This window comes from Alcaligenes sp. DN25, from assembly GCF_023674485.1.
Lineage (GTDB): Bacteria > Pseudomonadota > Gammaproteobacteria > Burkholderiales > Burkholderiaceae_B > Alcaligenes > Alcaligenes phenolicus.
The window spans coordinates 954047-974011 of the sequence record NZ_CP098408.1 but is presented as its reverse complement, the minus strand read 5'-3'; the positions used below and the strand labels follow the sequence as shown (position 1 = coordinate 974011).

15 protein-coding genes and 1 other RNA gene are annotated in these 19965 nt (G+C 57.3%); 1 reads left to right on the top strand and 15 read right to left on the bottom strand.

What is annotated here, in order from left to right:
• Positions 1 to 16: 16 nt before the first annotated feature.
• The 12 genes from NBV64_RS04490 to rnpB form a co-directional block, all read right to left on the bottom strand.
• Positions 17 to 967 carry a D-alanine--D-alanine ligase gene (locus NBV64_RS04490; RefSeq protein ID WP_022983454.1) on the bottom strand — a complete coding sequence of 317 codons (951 nt, stop codon included), beginning with the start codon at positions 965 to 967 and terminating at the stop codon, positions 17 to 19.
• Positions 964 to 2370 carry a UDP-N-acetylmuramate--L-alanine ligase gene (gene murC / locus NBV64_RS04485; protein WP_022983453.1) on the bottom strand — a complete coding sequence of 469 codons (1407 nt, stop codon included), beginning with the start codon at positions 2368 to 2370 and terminating at the stop codon, positions 964 to 966. Before murC ends, NBV64_RS04490 begins: the two co-directional genes overlap by 4 nt.
• The gene (gene murG, locus NBV64_RS04480) at positions 2367 to 3440 is read right to left on the bottom strand and encodes an undecaprenyldiphospho-muramoylpentapeptide beta-N-acetylglucosaminyltransferase (protein ID WP_009455043.1); all 1074 of its coding nucleotides are present in this window, start codon (positions 3438 to 3440) and stop codon (positions 2367 to 2369) included. Before murG ends, murC begins: the two co-directional genes overlap by 4 nt.
• Positions 3437 to 4630 (bottom strand): putative lipid II flippase FtsW, encoded by a 1194-nt coding sequence (gene ftsW, locus NBV64_RS04475; protein ID WP_026485176.1) that lies wholly within the window; start codon positions 4628 to 4630, stop codon positions 3437 to 3439. The genes murG and ftsW overlap by 4 nt, the downstream gene beginning before the upstream one ends.
• The gene (gene murD / locus NBV64_RS04470) at positions 4627 to 6156 is read right to left on the bottom strand and encodes a UDP-N-acetylmuramoyl-L-alanine--D-glutamate ligase (protein ID WP_250756763.1); all 1530 of its coding nucleotides are present in this window, start codon (positions 6154 to 6156) and stop codon (positions 4627 to 4629) included. Before murD ends, ftsW begins: the two co-directional genes overlap by 4 nt.
• Positions 6153 to 7325, bottom strand: a complete 1173-nt coding sequence (mraY, locus tag NBV64_RS04465) for a phospho-N-acetylmuramoyl-pentapeptide-transferase (RefSeq protein ID WP_009455045.1) — start codon at positions 7323 to 7325, stop codon at positions 6153 to 6155. Before mraY ends, murD begins: the two co-directional genes overlap by 4 nt.
• Positions 7315 to 10092 (bottom strand): bifunctional UDP-N-acetylmuramoyl-L-alanyl-D-glutamate--2,6-diaminopimelate ligase MurE/UDP-N-acetylmuramoyl-tripeptide--D-alanyl-D-alanine ligase MurF, encoded by a 2778-nt coding sequence (gene murF / locus NBV64_RS04460; protein WP_250756762.1) that lies wholly within the window; start codon positions 10090 to 10092, stop codon positions 7315 to 7317. The genes mraY and murF overlap by 11 nt, the downstream gene beginning before the upstream one ends.
• A complete protein-coding gene (locus NBV64_RS04455; RefSeq protein WP_035271088.1) occupies positions 10089 to 11828 on the bottom strand; it encodes a peptidoglycan D,D-transpeptidase FtsI family protein in 1740 nt (579 codons plus the stop codon). Before NBV64_RS04455 ends, murF begins: the two co-directional genes overlap by 4 nt.
• The gene (gene ftsL, locus NBV64_RS04450) at positions 11825 to 12127 is read right to left on the bottom strand and encodes a cell division protein FtsL (RefSeq protein ID WP_009455049.1); all 303 of its coding nucleotides are present in this window, start codon (positions 12125 to 12127) and stop codon (positions 11825 to 11827) included. The genes NBV64_RS04455 and ftsL overlap by 4 nt, the downstream gene beginning before the upstream one ends.
• Positions 12124 to 13194 (bottom strand): 16S rRNA (cytosine(1402)-N(4))-methyltransferase RsmH, encoded by a 1071-nt coding sequence (gene rsmH / locus NBV64_RS04445; protein ID WP_009455051.1) that lies wholly within the window; start codon positions 13192 to 13194, stop codon positions 12124 to 12126. Before rsmH ends, ftsL begins: the two co-directional genes overlap by 4 nt.
• 7 nt (positions 13195 to 13201) lie before the next feature.
• The gene (gene mraZ / locus NBV64_RS04440; RefSeq protein ID WP_009455053.1) at positions 13202 to 13630 is read right to left on the bottom strand and encodes a division/cell wall cluster transcriptional repressor MraZ; all 429 of its coding nucleotides are present in this window, start codon (positions 13628 to 13630) and stop codon (positions 13202 to 13204) included.
• A 289-nt stretch (positions 13631 to 13919) separates the two neighbouring features.
• Positions 13920 to 14326, bottom strand: an RNA gene (gene rnpB, locus NBV64_RS04435) — RNase P RNA component class A.
• Between the two features lie 65 nt (positions 14327 to 14391).
• Here rnpB and NBV64_RS04430 point away from each other — a divergent pair.
• The gene (locus NBV64_RS04430) at positions 14392 to 16206 is read left to right on the top strand and encodes an ATP-binding cassette domain-containing protein (RefSeq protein ID WP_250756761.1); all 1815 of its coding nucleotides are present in this window, start codon (positions 14392 to 14394) and stop codon (positions 16204 to 16206) included.
• Positions 16207 to 16221: 15 nt separating this feature from the next.
• On the opposite strand, the gene yfaE is transcribed toward NBV64_RS04430, so the two are convergent.
• Genes yfaE through nrdA form a run of 3 tightly spaced genes read right to left on the bottom strand, consistent with a single transcriptional unit; the run spans position 16222 to position 19961 of the window.
• Entirely contained in the window at positions 16222 to 16530 is a 309-nt protein-coding gene (yfaE, locus tag NBV64_RS04425; RefSeq protein ID WP_009455057.1) for a class I ribonucleotide reductase maintenance protein YfaE, read from the bottom strand.
• Entirely contained in the window at positions 16527 to 17663 is a 1137-nt protein-coding gene (gene nrdB, locus NBV64_RS04420; protein ID WP_009455059.1) for a class Ia ribonucleoside-diphosphate reductase subunit beta, read from the bottom strand. The genes yfaE and nrdB overlap by 4 nt, the downstream gene beginning before the upstream one ends.
• A gap of 18 nt (positions 17664 to 17681) precedes the next feature.
• Positions 17682 to 19961, bottom strand: a complete 2280-nt coding sequence (gene nrdA / locus NBV64_RS04415; RefSeq protein ID WP_031232983.1) for a class 1a ribonucleoside-diphosphate reductase subunit alpha — start codon at positions 19959 to 19961, stop codon at positions 17682 to 17684.
• Positions 19962 to 19965: the final 4 nt, after the last annotated feature.

The window sequence follows — 19965 nt, the reverse complement described above, 5'->3', positions numbered from 1 at the left end:
AGTCAGGCTCCCCGTTCTATAGGCTGCGAGCAATGGCCTGCACCTTGCAGCGCGCCGTTGCCAAAATGTTCACGCACAACTGGGCGTAGCTGGTGCCCTCTGCTTTGGCTGCCATGGGCACCAAAGAGTGGCTGGTCATGCCCGGAGAGGTATTCATCTCCAGCAGCCAGGGGCGGTTTTGCCCGTCCAGCATGAAATCGGCACGGCCCCAGCCTTCGCAGCCCAGTGCATTGAACGCACGGACGGAAAGGTCCTGGATATGTGCCGTCAATTCGGGCGACAGATCTGCAGGACAGAAGTACTGGGTTTCGTCCGAGTAATACTTGTGTTCGAAGTCGTAATTGCCTTGTGGGGCCACAATATCGATCACGGGCAAGGCACGTGCCTGGGCGCCAACGCCGATGATGGGTACAGTCAATTCGCGACCACGAATGAATTGCTCAGCCAGCACGACGGTGTCGTAATGCATGGCGGTTTCAAAGGCGGCAACAGCCTCCTCGGCGCGGTCCACACGCACCACCCCCACGGTGGAACCTTCATGGGGCGGCTTCATGATCAGGGGCACACCCAGACGTTCAACCGCAGCGGCAACCTGGCTGACATGATCCAGCTGCGCAAAACCGGGAGTGGGCAAACCCAGGTGCTGCCAGATGTGCTTGGTCATGATCTTGTCCATGGCCAGGCCGGAGGCCATCACACCGCTGCCGGTGTAAGGAATGCCCATCCACTCCAAAGCCCCCTGCAAGGTGCCGTCTTCGCCGTAACGACCATGCAAAGCAATAAACACGCGGTCAAAACCGGCCTGAGCCAGTTCGGTCAGTCCTTTCTCGCCCATATCGAACAAATGCGCATCCACGCCCATGCTGCACAGCGCTTCATGCACGCCTGCGCCAGACATCAAGGACACTTCACGTTCGGCGGACTTGCCGCCGTACAACACGCCGACCCGACCAAAATCCGCTGTCATGCCATTTCTCCCAATTGAGCAGGAATCCGGCTGATGGACCCTGCACCCATTACCAACACCACATCGCCGTCACGGACAAAGTCCAGAACGGCTTGTGCCATATCGCTGATTTCGGCCACGAAAATGGGTTCGACCTTGCCGAGCACACGCACTGCGCGACTCAAGGCTCGGCCATCGGCGGCCACAAGGGGAGCCTCACCGGCGGGATAGACCTCTCCAAGGAGGACCGCATCGGCCTGGCTAAGTACCTGCACGAAATCTTCAAAGCAATCACGGGTGCGTGTGTAGCGGTGCGGCTGGAATGCCAGCACGATGCGGCGATCAGGCCAAGCACCACGTGCGGCCGCCAAGGTAGCAGCCATTTCGACAGGATGGTGACCATAATCGTCAACAACAGTAAACGTGCCACCACCCTGCGCCTGGGAAACCGGGAAGTCACCCACCATGGAGAAGCGACGCCCCACGCCGGTGAACTCTTTCAGACCACGGGCAATGACCTCGTCACTGACACCCAGCTCAGTGGCAACCGCAATGGCAGCCAAGGCATTGAGTACATTGTGCTTTCCGGGCAGATTCAGGCACACGGACAGCAGGGGAAGATCGCCTGTGGCCCCTTTGCGCTGCACATCAAAACACATGGTGGTGCCACGGCTTTCGATGTTGATCGCGCGGACCTGGGCATCGGTATCAATGCCGTAAGTCGTGACAGGACGCGATACAAAAGGAATGATTTCGCGCACATTCGCATCGTCGTTGCACACGATGGCGCTGCCGTAGAACGGCAGGCGGTGCGTGAAGTCGATGAAGGCGCTTTTCAGTCGGGCAACGTCATGGCCATAGGTGTCCATATGGTCGACGTCGATATTGGTGATGATGGCCATCACCGGCAACAGGTTCAGGAAAGAAGCATCGGACTCATCCGCTTCCACCACGATGTAATCGCCCTGCCCCAAGCGAGCATTGGCACCGGCCGAATTCAGGCGACCACCGATCACAAAGGTGGGGTCCAGATCAGCCGCGCCCAGCAGGCTGGCTACCAGGCTGGTGGTGGTGGTCTTGCCATGCGTACCAGCCACGGCAATGCCGCGCTTCAAGCGCATCAGCTCGGCCAGCATCAGGGCACGTGGCACCACCGGAATGCGGGCGGCACGCGCGGCCAGCACTTCAGGGTTGTCACCCGCAATGGCGGTGGAGGTGACGATCGCGCCCATGCCAGCGACGTTTTCGGCTTTATGGCCGATCACGATACGAGCACCCAGCTGTTCCAGGCGACGAGTCACCGCCGTTTCCTGAATATCCGAGCCACTGATGGCAAAGCCCAGGTTCAGCATGACTTCGGCAATGCCGCTCATGCCCGAGCCGCCAATCCCTACAAAATGAATATGTTGAATGCGGTGTTTCATCCCACCCTCCTTGCCGCCTGCTGACATGCTTCGGCAATCTGCTGCGTGGCATTCAACTGTGCATGTTCTTGCGCGTGGCTGGCCACACGACTTAGCTCTTCACGGTTCAGTCCTTGCAACCATTGCGCAAGCCACTGAGCCGTCAACTCCGATTGTTTCTTGAGCCACGCACCCGAGCATTCGCTCAGGTAGCGGGCGTTGGCTGTCTGGTGATCGTCAATCGCATGGGGCAGCGGCACGAACAGAGCTGCTACGCCGATTGCAGCCACTTCAGCTACCGTCATGGCACCGGCGCGGCAAATCAGCACATCGGCCTCTTTCATGGCCTGCGCCATATCGCCAATAAAGGCCTTGCAGTCGGCCTGCACCTGATTGTCCGCGTAGCTTTTCTGCAAGCTTTCCAGATGCTGCTGGCCGGACTGATGGGTTACATGCGGGCGCTGCTCGGCAGGGATCAGCGCCATGGCCTCAGGCACCACTTTGTTCAGCGCTGCAGCCCCCAGGCTGCCGCCCACCACCAGAATGCGTAGCGGTCCGCTGCGTTTGGCATAACGCTCGGCAGCCGAACCCTGGCCTACGAAAGCATCGCGCACCGGGTTGCCCACAGTTACTGCACCAGGCAAGGCACCGGGGAAGCCGGTCAACACACTGGTCGCCATTTTGGCCAGGTAGCGATTCGCCGTACCGGCCACCGCATTTTGCTCATGCACTACCAGCGGGCAGCGCGACACAAAAGACATCAGGCCACCGGGGAAAGCCACGTAGCCGCCCATACCCAGTACCACATCCGGCTTGGCTTCCTGCAGGCAGCGATGCGCCTGCCAGCAGGCACGGATCAAAGTAAAGGGTAAGGAGAGCAATGCCTTCACGCCTTTGCCTCGTAGTCCGGAAAATCGCAGAGGCAGCATTTTAATCCCATGCTGTGGGACCAAGCTACCTTCCATGCGCTCGGGATGACCCAGCCACAACACTTGCCAGCCGCGTTGCTGCATGGCTTCAGCCACGGCCAGCCCGGGCATGATGTGCCCGCCTGTACCGCCTGCCATGATCAGGATGGTTGGAGTGCTCATGTGCGCTTACCTCGCATCATTTGCCGATTCTCAAAATCCACCCGCAGCAACAAGGCAAAAGCCACCAGATTCATCACAATGCCCGAACCACCGTAACTGACCAAAGGCAAGGTCAGACCCTTGGTAGGCAACAAACCCAGCACCACACCAATATTGATAAAAGCCTGCACGCCAAACCACAGCGCCACACCTTGAGCGACGACACCGCTGAACAAGCGATCCATGGCGCAGGCCTGACGACCAATATTGAAGCTGCGCCATACGACAAAGCCAAAGGTCAGGACTAGAGCGGCCACGCCAACAAAGCCCAGCTCTTCGCCAATTACCGCGACGATGAAGTCGGTATGGGCTTCAGGCAGGTAATGCAGTTTTTCCACGCTGGAACCCAGACCCACGCCAAACCATTCGCCTCGGCCCAAAGCAATCAGCGAGTGCGACAACTGATAGGCACTGCCATAAGCATTGTCAGGATTCCAGGGGTCCAGATACACGAACAAACGTTCACGACGCCACGGTGAGAGCCAGATCAGCAAAAGGAAGCTGCTGACCATAATGCCCAGCAAGGCAGAGAACAACTTGCCGTTAATTCCGCCAATGAACAAAATGCCCACCGCAATGGCCACGATGACCATGAAGGCGCCCAAGTCAGGCTCCATCAACAGCAACACACCAACCAGACCCAGGGCCACCGCCATAGGCAGGAAACCTCGAATAAAGGTATGCAGGTGCTGCTGCTTGCGCACGGTGTAATCAGCGGCATACAGAACCATGGCTACTTTCATCAGCTCCGAAGGCTGGAAGTTGATGATGCCCAAAGGCAACCAGCGGCGTGCACCGTTTACTTCACGGCCAATGCCGGGAACCAGCACCACCAGCAGCAAGAAAATAGCCAGAGCAAACAGAGGCACGGCCAACTTCTGCCATACACGCAGCGGCACGGTTGCGGTAAACATGGCCAGCACCACACCCACCACAATGAACAAGGCGTGGCGAATTACAAAGTAGTAACGACCGTAGCTTTCATAGCGCGGTCCGTCTGCCAAAGCGATCGAGGCCGAATACACCATCAGCAAACCAAACAGGGTCAGCATCAGTGTGGCGGCCAGCAAGGGGCGATCAAACGCAGGCAATGCCGTGCGTCCGGGGCGTACGGCATTGACACCCGAGGTCAGCTCAGCAAACAGACTCATGCCGGCTCTCCTCTATCCAGTGCCATCTCGGTCACGGCGGCGACAAAACACATGCCGCGATGGTGATAGCTTTTGAACATATCCATGCTGGCGCAGGCCGGAGACAGCAAGACCACATCGCCCGAACGCGCCTGCTCGGCAGCAGCGTGCACAGCAGCTTCCAGACCCTCGCAGAAACGATGACGGACATCATGAGCGTCCAGAACAGAGGCAATCAGCTTGGCGTCCTGCCCAATCAAGAATACTTCGGCCACATTCGAGGCAGCCGCAACGGCCAGCGGCTCAAAATCCTGGCCTTTGCCCAAACCACCGGCAATCAGCCAGACACGCTGATCAAACCCACGCAAGGCGGCAACAGTCGCGCCGACATTAGTACCTTTGCTGTCATCCAGATATTGAACACCGTCCATCACACGCACCAGTTCGACACGGTGCGGCTCCCCTTGATAGGTGCGCAGACCATTGAGCAACTCAGCCCAACCCAGACCCAGACAACGAGCCAGCAACATGGCTGCTTGGGCATTCAAGGCGTTGTGACGCCCCTTGATCTGCAAAGCCTCAACCGGCATCAGGCGTTTCAAGCCACCTTTACCGCGCACGGCAGGCTCAGCCGGTGCATTACGTTTTTTCAGGCCTGTTGCCGGCAGCTCAAAATCGGTAGGCTCATTGGTCACCAACCACTGCATGCCGCCATCCGTCAGCAAGCCCATATCGCCCAGCAAAGCGGGCTGGTCCAAACCGAAGCTGCGCACCGACTCCTGGCTGGCATCGGGAATCATGGCCATAACGGCTGGATCATCACGATTGACCAAGGCCACATCACACATGCTGTACATGCGCTGCTTGGACTCGACGTAAGCGTCCATGCCGCCATGCCAGTCCAGATGATCCTGCGAAATATTCAGTACAACGCCAGCATCCGCCTGCAAGCTAAAAGTGCTATCCAGCTGGAAGCTGGACAACTCCAGCACCCAGACCTGAGGCAAGGCATTGTTTTCCAGAGCGTCGCACAGGGCGGTCAGCGCAGCAGGGCTGATATTGCCCACGGCCAGTGCAGAAACACCTGCCTGCTCCAGCAAGTGGCGCGTCATGGCCGTGACGGTAGTCTTGCCATTGGTGCCGGTAATGGCCACCACACGGCTTGCATGGCCTTGATCAGCCAGGTCTTTCAAGGCACGGGCAAATAGCTCGATCTCGCCAATGACTTCGATTCCACGATCTCGTGCCTGGCTTAAAAAGCCGGCCAGAGCAGGATCCAGAGGCGACAAGCCGGGGCTGATCACCAGGGTATGCACGTCGTTCAGGCTATCGGCCTGCAGGGCATTTTTCCCCAGACGCGTATCCAGAGCCGAACTGCTCAGGGCCTGAAGCTTGTCCAGACCCTGCACGTTCTCGCGTGTATCCGCCAAACGAATGCTGGCCCCCTGGGCCAAAGACCAGCGAGCCGCAGCAAAGCCTGTCTCGCCTAACCCAAGGATAAGCATGAGACCGTCTTTACGGATCGAAGGAAAACTCAACGCATTCATCGCAATTTCAATGTAGACAGACCAACCATGACCAGCATCATGGTGATGATCCAGAAGCGAACCACCACCTGTGTTTCTTTCCAGCCGCCAACTTCAAAATGATGGTGCAGCGGCGCCATGCGGAACATTCGTCTGCCCTGCCCGTAGCGTTTCTTTGTGTACTTGAACCAGGTCACCTGCAGCATCACCGACAAGGTTTCCACCACAAACACGCCACCCATAATGAACAGCACGATTTCCTGGCGAACGATCACCGCGATCGTGCCCAGCGCACCGCCCAGGGCCAGCGCACCCACATCACCCATGAACACTTGGGCGGGATAGGCGTTGAACCACAAAAAGGCCAGACCCGCACCGGCAATGGCTGCACAGATCACCATCAACTCACCCGCGCCGGGAATATAGGGGAACAAGAGATATTTGGAGTAGTCGACCCGGCCAACCACGTAGGCAAAAATACCCAAGGCAGCGCCCACCAGCACGGTAGGCATGATGGCCAGACCGTCCAGGCCGTCCGTCAGGTTGACGGCGTTGCTGGAGCCAACAATCACTGCCCAGGTCAGCACCACAAAGCCCAGCACACCCAGCGGGTAGCTGACGGACTTGAAGAACGGCACGATCAGGTCAGCCTGCGCAGGCAGGGGCATGGTGAAGCCGCTCAGGACCCACTCTTTGAACAAGGGCCACAGCTCGGTATTGGCAGGCACCGAAACGGCAAAGCTCAGGTACACGGCCGCAACCATACCGATCAAGGCTTGCCAGAAAAATTTCTGACGCGAGGACATGCCTTCGGGGTCACGATTGACGACTTTCTTGTAGTCGTCTGCCCAACCAATCCAGCCAAAACCAAAAGTCACCAGCAGAACGACCCACACAAAACGGTTGGTCCAGTCTGCCCACAACAAGGTACTGATACCGATAGAAATCAGGATCAGGACACCGCCCATGGTGGGGGTGCCATTCTTTTGCAAATGCGATTCAGGGCCGTAAGCGCGCACAGCCTGACCGATCTTCAGTTCGGTCAGCTTGCGAATAACCCAGGGACCTGCCAACAAGCCAATTGCCAGCGCAGTGGCGCTGGCCAAAATAGCACGCAGGGTGATGTACTCAAACACCCCAAAGGCGCGAATATGATCGTCCGATAGCCAACGTGCCAGTTCAAGAAGCATGAGTGGCCCCTTCGTTATGGGAGAAGTGGTTTTCCAGGGCGGCAACCACACGCTCCATACGGGCGCTGCGCGAACCCTTGATCAACACATGGGATGGCTCCAGGGCCAGCAGATAAGCCACCATGTCTTCCAAAGTCTCGAATTGATGCGCACGTGCACCAAAAGCCTGGGCAGCATGGCTGGCATCGCCACCCAAGGTCAGCAATTCATCCATGCCACGCTCTTTAGCGTAGGCACCCACTTCAGCGTGCAATTCGGAGCTGTTATCACCGATCTCGGCCATATTGCCCAGCACCAGCACCTTGCGGCCTTTCAGCTGTGCGAGCACATCAATGGCAGCACGTACCGAATCCGGATTGGCGTTGTAGGTGTCGTCAATCAACTGGTAACCGGAAGACAGTTGCTTGGGCTGCATACGGCCCGTGACAGGACGGAAGCTTTCCAAACCCTGCACAATCGCGCTCAACGGCGCACCGGCGGCATGTGCGCAAGCGGCAGCGGCCAAGGCATTGCGCAGGTTGTGGATACCGGGGCTGTTCAAGGTCAGGGCAGCAGACTGGCCTGCCACATGCAACATAAAACGGGTTTGAGCTGGCTCGACAAACATATCGGCCGCAAAGACCGTTTCCTGACCGCTCAGGCCAAAGCGCAATACGGGACGCTGACCAGCCTGCTCAGCCCACATGGCGCTGAAGGCATCATCATCAGGAATCACCAGCGCGCCATCTTGTGGCAGCGCGTCAATCACGGCACCGTTTTCACGAGCCACTGCTTCCACACTGTGCATGAACTCCTGGTGTTCACGCTGTGCGTTATTGATCAGGGCGATCGTGGGGCGAGCCATGGACGCCAGCACGGCGATTTCGCCGGGATGGTTCATGCCCATTTCCAGAACGGCGGCTTTGTGCTCGGAGCTCAAACGCAGGATGGACAGGGGTACACCCAGATCGTTGTTCAAATTACCGCGAGTTGCCAGGCTTTCTGCTTCGCCCAACCAGGCGCGCAAGATCGCGGCAATCATTTCCTTGGTCGTGGTCTTGCCATTGCTGCCGGTCACGCCGATGACAGGGATGTCAAAGCGCGAGCGCCACTCGGTCGCCAAGGTCATCAGCGCACGACGCGTATCGCCCAGCACAATTTGTGGCAGTTCGACTTCGGCATCACGCTGAGCCACGAGGGCCGCCACAGCGCCCTGCTCTTTCGCTTTTTCCAGATAGCGATGACCATCGAACTGCTCGCCGCTCAGGGCCAGGAACACATCACCTTTGCTCAGACTGCGGGAATCGGTGCTCAAACGCACGCCACGCAACCACAGCAAGGCGGCTTTGGCCCAGTCGGAATCATCAAACACAGAACGCTCGCCCTGGACTTCCTGATAGGTTTCGTGGCCCTTACCGGCCAGCAAAACAATATCTTCAGGGCTGGCAGCCCAGATCGAAGACAGGATGGCGCGAGCCCGATCCATTTGCACGGCCGGCGCTTCAGGCATACCAGCCACGATCTGACGAATGATTTCGGCAGGATCTTCAAAACGTGGGTTGTCGGTCGTAACCAGAACGCTGTCGGCCAGACGGGCCGCCACTTCACCCATAATGGGGCGCTTGGCCGTGTCGCGGTTACCGCCGCAACCAAATACGCAAATCAGCTTGCCGCCACGTACGCTGGCCACTTCACGCAAGGCTTGCAGGGCGCGTTCCAGTGCATCGGCAGTATGAGCGTAATCCACCACGACCAAAGGCAAGGGCTGACGACCTGCGGTGCTCTTGGGCGTCACAATTTGCAAACGGCCAGGCACGGACTCCAGCTTGTCCATGATGCGGGCGATCTTGGACACAGGCCAGCCCACTTCCTGCAGTACACCCGCCACCAACAGAAGGTTAGCCACGTTATGCTCGCCCAGCAGGTGGGTCAAAATTTGTGCGGTGCCGTGAGCGGTCACCAGATTGAATACCTGGCCGTCGGCACCGGTATGCACGTCCTGAGCCAGCAGATCCACCTCGGGCTGGCTCATGGAGTAGGAAATCACACGGGCAGCCAGACCGGCCTGCATCAATTCACGACCTGTTTCATCGTCTGCATTCACGACGGCGCTACGCAGACCGGGCCAACTGAACAGGCGCAGCTTGGCCTGTTTGTACTCTTCCATGCTGTGGTGATAGTCCAGATGGTCATGCGTCAGGTTGGTGAACCCGGCAATATCAATACGGACACCATCCAGACGGCCTTGTTCCAGACCAATGGACGAGGCTTCCAGGGCCACGGCATTGCCGCCTTGAGCGCGAATAGCAGCCAGGCTACGGTGTACGGTCAGCACGTCCGGCGTGGTCAGAACGCCACCCAGATTGGAGCCATCAGGCAAGGTCACGCCCAGCGTACCGATCGTGCCGCAAGGCACTTGGGAATGATTCAAGGCCGACGCCACCCACTGCACGGTGGACGTCTTGCCATTGGTGCCGGTCACCGCCACGACAGTCATGGCCTCGGAAGGACGGCCCCACCATTCGTGGGCCACTTCACCCAGCAAGCCCCCCAGATTGGGAACCTGCAAAACAGGCACACCGGGATCAACTGCTTGATCGCCCTGCTCGCGCACAATGGCCACTGCACCTTGCTGCACAGCCTGAACTTCGTACTCACGACCATCACCCTGATGGCCGCGGCAGGCGAAAAACGCATCACCCGCCTTGATCTGGCGGGAATCCAAACACAGATTAGCCGTGGGCGCTACATGCTGCGCCAGCCACTCCAATATTGCTGCGGCGTTCATCGTACATTCTCCGCACCGGGGCCAACGGCCACCAGCGAATCTATGGGCGCATCAGGCTGGACACCTAGGCGTCGCAAGCTCCGGGCCACAATTTCTGAAAAAATCGGCGCGGCAATACGCCCGCCGTAATAATTGGAACTATGTGGTTCGTCAATCGTGACGGCCACCACAATGCGAGGGTCGGAGACAGGCGCGAAGCCGACAAAAGAGCCGCGATACAAGGACTTGCTGTAACGACCATCCACAATCTTGCGGGCCGTACCGCTCTTGCCAGCGACGCGATAGCCTTGCACCTGAGCCAGACGGGCACCGGCTGGGCCCGCCGCAGCTTCCAGCATGGCGCGAACTTCCGCGGCCACTTTAGGGGTGTAAACCTGAACGCTGGCGGGCTTGCCTTCGCGCTTGAGCAAAGTCATGGAAACCATGTCGCCATTACGCGCAAACGCCGTGTAGGCGTGGGCAATTTGCAGCAGGGAAACCGACAGGCCATAGCCATACGACATGGTGGCGCGCTCGATGGGACGCCAGCGCTCCCAGGGGCGCAGTCTTCCGCTGGCAATACCGGGAAAATCGGCCTGCGGAGAACGGCCAAAACCCAGCTCGGTAAACTTGTTCCACATTTCCTGCGAAGTCAGGCGCTCGGAAATCATGGTCATGCCAATATTGCTGGACCGACGCAAAATACCGGCAGCATCCAGCATGCCATTGTTGCGACTAACGTCACTGATCACACTACCTTGGTAGCGGTACTGACCATTGCCCGTGTTGAACTGGGTGGCGGTGGTGATGCGGTTGATATCCAGCGCCAGAGCCACGGTAAACGGCTTCATGATGGAACCGGGCTCAAAGGTGTCGGTCAAGGCACGGTTACGCAGGGCCGGACCCTTGCGATCATCCCGGTCGTTGGGGTTGTAGGTAGGCAAGTTCACCAGGGCCAGAATCTCCCCGGTTTTCACGTCCATGACCACGGCCGCAGCGGCATTGGCCTTGACGTCTTCCATACCTTTTTTCAAGGCGGTGTACGCGTCGAACTGCAAGCCGGCATCAATGGACAAGTGCAAATCCTGACCGTGGGTAGGCGGGATGATGGCGCGCACGTCCTCCACCACACGTCCCAGACGGTCACGAATTACGCGGCGCGAACCGGGCGTGCCGGACAAGGCGGAGTTGAAGGCAAGCTCAATGCCCTCGATGCCCTGGTCTTCAATATTCGTAAAGCCCACAATGTGCGCCATGACATCCCCTTCGGGGTAGAAACGACGCATTTCTTCTTGTTGGTGGATACCAGGGATCTTCAGTTCAGCGATTTGAGCGGCCACATCCACATCCACCTGACGCTTGATGTAGACGAAGTTACGATCTTCAACGGACAGACGACGCTCGATATCGGACTGCCCCATACCAAGGAGCTTGGCCAACTGACCGATCTGCTCGGGTTTGGCATTCCGAGCATCATCAGGAATAGCCCAGATGGCTTTGACAGGCACACTGGAGGCCAGCACCACAGAACCCGTACGATCAAAAACCTTGCCACGCATGGGCGGCAGCACCTGGGTGCGCTCGTAACGGCGCTCGCCTTGCTGCTGCAAAAATTCGGTAGACAGGCCCTGCAAATACAAAGCCTTGACGATCAGGGCGCCAAACCCCAGAAACAAGAGGACCAGCACCAAACGCGAGCGCCAGAATGGAATCTGGACGCTCAGGACGGGATTTTCGTGATAGCCGAATCGTTTCATGGCCGCCCTCCGGACTGCACCTGGGTCGAGCTCAGCTCACCCCCTTGCAAATAGAGAGTGCGCTCGGGAGAGCTCAGCACCAGGCCCAATTCGTTGCGACCAATATCGTCCACGCGGGCGTTACGGGCCAGCTCGGCCCGTTCCAGTTGCAGACGACGCCAGTCCGTATCCAGTTCACCGGCTTTGGTGACCAGACGATCGGTTTGCACAAACAGCTCGCGCGCCTGATAGCGCGCCGTCACCAAAGAGATGGCCGAAAGCATCAACACCAAAGAGAGGGTGATGACCAGGCGCATCATCGGCGGCCTCGCTTGCCGGCGGGCTGTCGGCTATAGGCGGCCTGTTGCAGCAGACGCTCGCTGGCGCTGCGCATCCAGTCCTGGGGGATGGGGGTGTCGGTGCGTTGCACCACACGTAATACCGCCGAGCGGGCTCGGGGGTTGTCGCTGGACTCCTCGTCGGTGGGCAAGATTCTGCCCAAAGACTGCACCAGAGGCTGGGGCAAGTCTTTTTCCAGGATAGGTAGACGTGACTGTTCCTGCGCGGGACGCGCAGCTGCGTTCATGAACTGTTTGACCATGCGGTCCTCCAGTGAATGAAATGCAATCACCGCAAGCCTGCCCCGAGTCGCCAATCGACTCAGAATTGACGGAAGCGCGTGCGCGAGCTCTTCGAGCTCACGATTGAGGTAAATCCGTATAGCCTGGAAGGTCCTGGTTGCCGGATGTTGACCCTTTTCGCGCGTGCGGACGACACCGGCGACGAGCTCGGCGAGATCACGCGTTGTATGTAGCGGGCGGGATTGGCGGCGATCAACAATCGCCTTTGCAATCTGGAAAGCAAACCGTTCTTCGCCATATTCTGCAATGACCTCCTTTAAAACTTCTACGCTGACCTCGGCCAGCCACTGTTCAGCGGTCAAACCACCGCTGGTATCCATGCGCATGTCCAACGGACCTTCGCGCATAAAAGAGAAACCTCGTTCTGCGTCGTCGATTTGTGGCGAGGAAATGCCCAAATCCATCATGACGCCTTGCAATGGCCCCACATCCAGCTCGTCCAGAGCCTGGGCCAAATCACCAAAACCACTATGTACAACCGTCACACGACTATCTTGTGCTGCCAGCTCCTGGGCCACGGCGATCGCTTGCGGATCCTTGTCGATCACGATCAGGCGCCCCTGGGGACTCAAGTGCGACAACAACAGACGGCTGTGACCACCACGACCAAAAGTGCAATCGACGTACACACCATCGGCCAAACCCTGGATTTCAGGGTTTTGCGCCCAGCGCCGGGCCTCAAAGGACGGATCCACGAGGGCCGCCACCGTAGGCTCCAGCAGCACGGATCGATGTACCAGCGTCATGACTTACTCAGAAAGAAAAAGTGTCGAATACGTCTGTGGAGTTTTCAGCTAGATCCTGGGCCTGTCGGCGTTCCAGTTCCTGCGCATTCCACAACTCAAAATGGGTGGCCATACCCAGCAGCATGGCGTCGCGCTCCAACCCCACTGCGGTGCGCAGTTCGGGAGCGATCAATATCCGACCAGCGGAGTCCAGATCAACGTCCTGAGCACTACCCAGCAGCAGGCGTTGCAAGAAACGGGCACTCATGGGGAAGCGGGCAATTTGTTCGCGCTTTTCTTCCCACACACTGCGCGGATACACCAGCAAACAGCCGTCGGGATGGCGAGTGAGGGTCAAGCGGCCTTGTTCCTGCTGCAAAAGCGCGTCACGGTGCCGAGTCGGAATGGACATCCGACCCTTAGCATCCAGTGTGAGTGCGCTGCTGCCTTGGAACACTATTTTCCCCCACTTTTTTACACTATTTCCTACTTTTCCCCACTCTACGGGGGAAAGCCTTTGCGGTCAAGGCAGTGGTTGCAATTTTTTCAATCACAACAAGCACTTAGCGCACTATCCTAGAAGTGACTAAAAAAAAATACTGTGTGAAATCAAGAAATTGCAGGGCGCATTAAAAGTGAATTGTTATAAAAATGCGCGCAAGCGACTCTTGCCAAGGATTCAACATCCTTAACAATTGCTTTCAAATGTACGAAATCGGTGCAATTGGTGGCGAACGCCGGGAGAAGTGTGAGACAGGCCTATAGGCCGGATTCTGTATGCCAGCGGGAACCCGCTAGCCGGCAATCATTCCTCTGGACCGACCATTACTGGCCGGTTCTAGCTACCTACCCGCATACTGAGACGAGCCGCCTCTCGGGCTAAAAGCCTGCGTATGCCTATTTGGTATTGCTCCGGGTAGAGGTTACCGCGTTTCACCCCACAGCACTTTGCACCGAAGTACAAGAAAACACGGAAGTCGCCGTATCTGTGCCTGCTTGCGCAAGCCCTTGCTGTGGTCTCGTCTCTGTGGCCCTGGTCCTCGGCTCGTCTGGCGTGATGCCACACTTGCCGGACGGCTGTTAGCCGCTACCCTGCTCTATGGAGTCCGGACCTTCCTCGATACTTGCGTACCGCGACTGCCCAACCTGCCTCACAGATGCATTGTAACCTGCGACAATAGAGAAATTCGCAGGACGCGCTGATTTATCTGGAGTCTTATGTCCACCAATCTGATTTCCCTGACCGATGCCCAATTGGCATTCGGCCACCATGCTTTGCTGGACCATGCCGATCTGGTCATTCAAAGCAATGAACGTATCGGTCTGATCGGGCGCAATGGTGCTGGCAAATCGTCGCTTTTAAAAATTCTGGATCAACGTCAAGCTCCTGACGATGGTCAGGTCAAACGACTGGGCGGGCTGAAAGTAGCCACCGTCGAACAAGAACCGGAGCTGGATCCGAATCTGAGCATTTACGATTTGCTGTGTGGCGATTTCACCGAAGCCGAAGACTGGCAACGCCCTGCCCGCGTCAACGCCCTGATCGACAAGCTGGGCTTGAATCCGGATGCACTGGCTGGCAGTCTGTCGGGCGGACAGCGTAAACGCGTCGCCCTGGCCAATGCCCTGGTGAACGAACCCGACCTGCTCTTGCTGGACGAACCCACCAACCACCTGGACTTTGACGGCATTCTTTGGCTGGAACAATTGCTGCTGGATTTCCGTGGCAGCGCGGTCATCATTACCCACGACCGCCGTTTCCTGGATGTGGTGGCAACGCGAATTGTCGAGCTGGATCGCGGCAAGTTGTTCAGTTTCCCCGGCAACTTCAGCCAATGGCAGGAACGCAAGGCTGAGTACCTGGAAGCGGAAAAGCAGCAGAATGCCAAATTCGACAAATTTCTGGCCCAGGAAGAGGTCTGGATTCGCAAAGGCGTGCAAGCCCGCCGCACCCGAGATGAAGGTCGTGTTCGCCGCCTGGAACAATTGCGCCGTGACCGTGCCGAGCGACGCGAGCGCTCGGGCGACGTCAAATTCGCCATTTCCGAAGGCCAGCGCTCCGGTAAGCTGGTCGCTGAACTGCAAGATGTCACGCACGGCTACGACGACCGCATTCTGATCAAGGATTTCTCCACCGTGCTGATGCGCGGAGACCGTATTGGCCTGATCGGCCACAACGGCGCCGGCAAAACTACCCTGCTACGCATCATGCTGGGCCTGCAAGAGCCTAACTCTGGCACCGTGCGCCACGGCACCAAACTGAACATAGGCTACTTTGACCAGATGCGCAGTCGCCTGGACGAAAACGCCACTCTGGCGGACACCATCAGTCCCGGCAGTGAGTGGGTAGAAATTGGCAATCAGCGCAAGCACATCATGAGCTACCTGGAAGACTTCCTGTTCCCGGCAGCCCGCGCTCACTCCCCGGTACGCAGTCTGTCTGGCGGTGAACGTGCCCGACTGGCGCTGGCCCGCATGTTTGCCCAACCTACTAATGTATTAGTACTGGACGAGCCGACCAACGATCTGGATATCGAAACTCTGGAACTGCTGGAAGACCTGATTCAGGATTACACAGGCACCGTGCTGCTGGTCAGCCACGACCGTACCTTCCTGGACAACGTGGTCACCCAGGTGATTGCAGCCGAAGGCGACGGCCATTGGGGCGAGTATGTGGGTGGTTACGACGAGTGGCTGGCACAACGCCCGCAAGCCAAAGCCGAGACACCGGCAGCCAGCACTCCGACTCCCGCCGTCGCTGAAAAGCCTGCTGCAGAGCGCAACAACAAGGCTAACAAGCCTGGCCGTCTGGCCCCGTGGGAAGAAAAGGAGCTGGAAGCTTTGCCCGAGAAGATTGCGGCTATAGAAAGCCAGCAAGCCGAACTGGCAGAACAGCTGAGCGCACCGGATCTGTATAAAGATGGCTCTGCTCGAGCCGACGAAATCAACCAACAACTGGATCAGCTCAACACTGACCTGGAGCAGTTATTTGAGCGTTGGGAAAAGTTGGAAGAAAAGCGCTTGGCCAGCTAAAGGGAGACAGGGGAATCAGGGATTCAGCCCGGTAAAGCCGAACTGATCCTCCGGTTCCTCCTCAATCCGGGCAATGCGCTGACAATCGACCATGATCGGTTCGAGTACCGTGCAACAACACGGCAGAACCTCGCCTGGGCCGACATACGCTAAAGGCTGCTCTTTATAAGCAACCTTTCCATACACAAGAGGAATACGGCAGGAGCCGCAATAGCCGCTCCTGCATTGATACTCAACCTGATGGCCGGTTCGTTCCAAACCTTCCAACAAAGTTTCGCCGTCCCGCAACTGAAAGTCATGATCAGTTGTCCGGACTTGACTCATAACTCGATACCGTCGAAGTCGCCAGCCGACACGGCCGAGTCGATCTGACCGACCAGGTAAGAGCTCAGTTCCACCTCTTGAGGTGCCACCTGCACGGTGTCCGAAGACAGCCAGGTGTTGATCCAGGGAATGGGGTTGTGTTTGACGGACTCAAACGCAGGCTTCAGGCCCACGGCACCCATACGGATATTGGTGATGTATTCCACGTACTGTCCCAGAATGTCCTTGTTCAGACCAATCATGGAACCGTCGCGGAACAGGTAATCCGCCCACTGTTTCTCCTGCTCGGCTGCGTCTTTGAACATATCAAAGCAGACCGGCTCCAGTTCGCGCGCGATCTGAGCGAACTCAGGGTCGTCACTGCCGGAACGCAGGATATTGATGATGTGTTGCGTACCAGTCAGGTGCAGCGCTTCATCACGCGCAATCAGACGAATAATCTTGGCATTGCCTTCCATCAGCTTGCGCTCGGCAAAAGCGAAGGAGCAGGCAAAGCTGACGTAAAAGCGGATGGCCTCAAGAATATTGACGCTCATCATGCACAGGTACAGCTTCTTCTTCAGCTCGTAGACGCTTAGCGTGCGGGTTTCACCGTTGATCTCATGATCGCCCGCGCCCAGTTGGGCATACAGCATGGTGTCGCTGATCAGATCGTCGTAGTACGAAGAAATATCGGCCGCACGCAGCTGAATGTTTTCGTTACGCACGATGTCGTCAAAAATAACGGACGGATCATTGGCAATATTGCGAATGATGTGCGTGTACGAACGCGAGTGAATCGTCTCGGAGAAAGCCCAGGTTTCAATCCAGGTTTCCAGCTCCGGAATCGATACCAGAGGCAGGAAGGCCACGTTGGGGCTGCGACCCTGAATGGAATCCAGCAAGGTCTGATATTTCAGGTTGCTGATGAAAATATGCTTTTCGTGGTCAGGCAGGTTCTGGTAATCGATTCGATCCTGGGTGATGTCCACTTCTTCTGGACGCCAGAAGAAAGACAACTGCTTTTCAATCAGCTTTTCAAAAATCGGATATTTTTGCTGATCGTAGCGAGCCACGTTAACCGGCTGCCCAAAGAACATGGGTTCTTTGAGCTGGTCGTTATCCGTTTTGGAAAAAGTACTATAGGTAGTCATGATGCTATTTACCCTTGCTTAGATCTTGCACGCGCCGCCTGCGCAACCGTCATCCTCTACTTCGCCATGCGAATCATCGGCACCGTCGCGGGTGTTGTGGTAGTACAAGGTCTTCACACCGTATTTGTAGGCCAGCAGCAAGTCCTTGAGCAGTTGCTTCATCGGTACGCGACCACCCTCGAACCGCTGTGGGTCATAGTTGGTGTTCGCAGAGATCGACTGGTCAACGAACTTCTGCATCACGCCAACCAACTTCAGGTAGTCGTCGTTACCAGGCATTTGCCACAGCAACTCGTACTGATCCTTATATTTTTCAAACTCAGGCACCACCTGACGCAAGATGCCGTCCTTGGACTGCTTGACGGACACCAGGCCACGCGGAGGCTCAATACCGTTGGTGGCATTGGCAATCTGGCTGGAGGTTTCCGAAGGCATCAAGGCTGTCAGAGTGGAGTTGCGCAGACCGTGCTTGACGATGTCAGCACGCAGGGCTTCCCAATCCAGGTGCAGTGGCTCGTTGCAAATGCCGTCTACATCTTTCTTGTAGGTGTCGGTAGGCAGCAGACCCTTGGCATAGGTTGTTTCGTCAAAAGCATCGCAAGGACCGTATTCACGCGACAACTGTACCGAAGCCTTCAACAGGTAGTACTGGATGGCTTCAAAGGTACGGTGGGTCAGGCCCAACGCTGCCGGGTCGGAGTAACGGGTGCCGTTCTTGGCCAGGTAGTAAGCGTAGTTGATAACGCCAACGCCCAGGGAGCGACGCTTGTTGGTTGCGTTCAGTGCAGCCTTGACCGGGTAGTCCTGATAGTCCAGCAAAGCATCCAGAGCGCGAACAATCAGTTCAGCCAGACCGTCCAGCTCGTCCAGGGACTCCAGAGCACCCAGGTTGAAAGCCGACAGCGTGCACAGCGCGATTTCGCCTTCGGGATCGTTCAGATCGTTCAAAGGCTTGGTGGGCAGAGCAATTTCCATGCACAGGTTGGACTGGCGCACGGGAGCGCGGTCGGCCTGGAATGGGCTGTGCGTGTTGCAGTGGTCCACGTTCTGAATGTAGATACGGCCAGTGCTGGCACGCTCTTGCATCAGAAGGGAGAACAGCTCCACGGCAGGCAGGCTGCGCTTGCGGATGGCAGGATCTTGCTCGTACATCTCGTACAGACGCTCGAACTCGTCCTGGTCGGCAAAGAAAGCTTCGTACAGGCCGGGCACGTCGTGCGGCGAGAACAGCGTGATATGGCTGCCCTTGATCAAGCGTTGGTACAGCAAGCGGTTAATCTGAACACCGTAGTCCAGGTGACGGATACGGTTTTCTTCCACACCACGATTGTTCTTCAGAACCAGCAGTGTTTCCACTTCCAGGTGCCACATGGGGTAGAACAAGGTTGCCGCACCACCACGCACGCCGCCTTGCGAGCAGGACTTCACAGCCGCCTGGAACATCTTGAAGAAAGGCAGGCAGCCGGTGTGCTGAGCCTCTCCGCCGCGAATTTCGCTGCCGACGGCGCGAATGCGGCCACCATTGATACCGATACCGGCGCGCTGCGATACGTAACGAACAATGGCGCTGGTCGTAGCATTGATGCTGTCCAGGCTGTCGTCACATTCGATCAGCACGCAAGAGCTGAACTGACGGGTGGGTGTGCGCACGCCAGCCATGATGGGCGTGGGCAAGGAAATCTTGAATTGCGATACCGCGTCGTAGAAACGTTTGATAAAGCTCAGACGTGTGTCGGCTGGGTAACGGGCGAACAGACACATGGCCACCAGTATGTACAGGAACTGGGGGCTTTCGTAGATGCGCTTGGTCACGCGGTTTTGAATCAGATACTTGCCTTCCAGCTGCTTGACGGCACCGTAGGAGAAGTTCATGTCACGCCAGTGATCCAGATGAGCATCCAGCTCATCGAACTCGGCGCGCGTGTAGTCTTGCAGCAGATGCGGATCGTAGCGACCTTCCTTGGTTTGCAAGGTCACGTGATCGAACAGGCTTGGAGGTTCAAACTGACCAAAAGCGATTTTGCGCAGATGGAAAATCGCCAGACGGGCAGCCAGATATTGGTAGTCAGGCGTATCTTCGGAGATCAGATCCGCAGCCGACTTGATGATGGTTTCATGGATGTCGCTAGTGCGAATGCCGTTATAGAACTGAATGTGAGAGCGCAGCTCTACTTGGGAGACGGACACATTACTCAGACCTTCAGCGGCCCAATCAACCACTCGGTGAATCTTGTCGAGGTTAATAGGTTCTGTACGGCCATCTCGTTTGGTGACCATTAGCTGTTCGGTTGATTGCATGTCA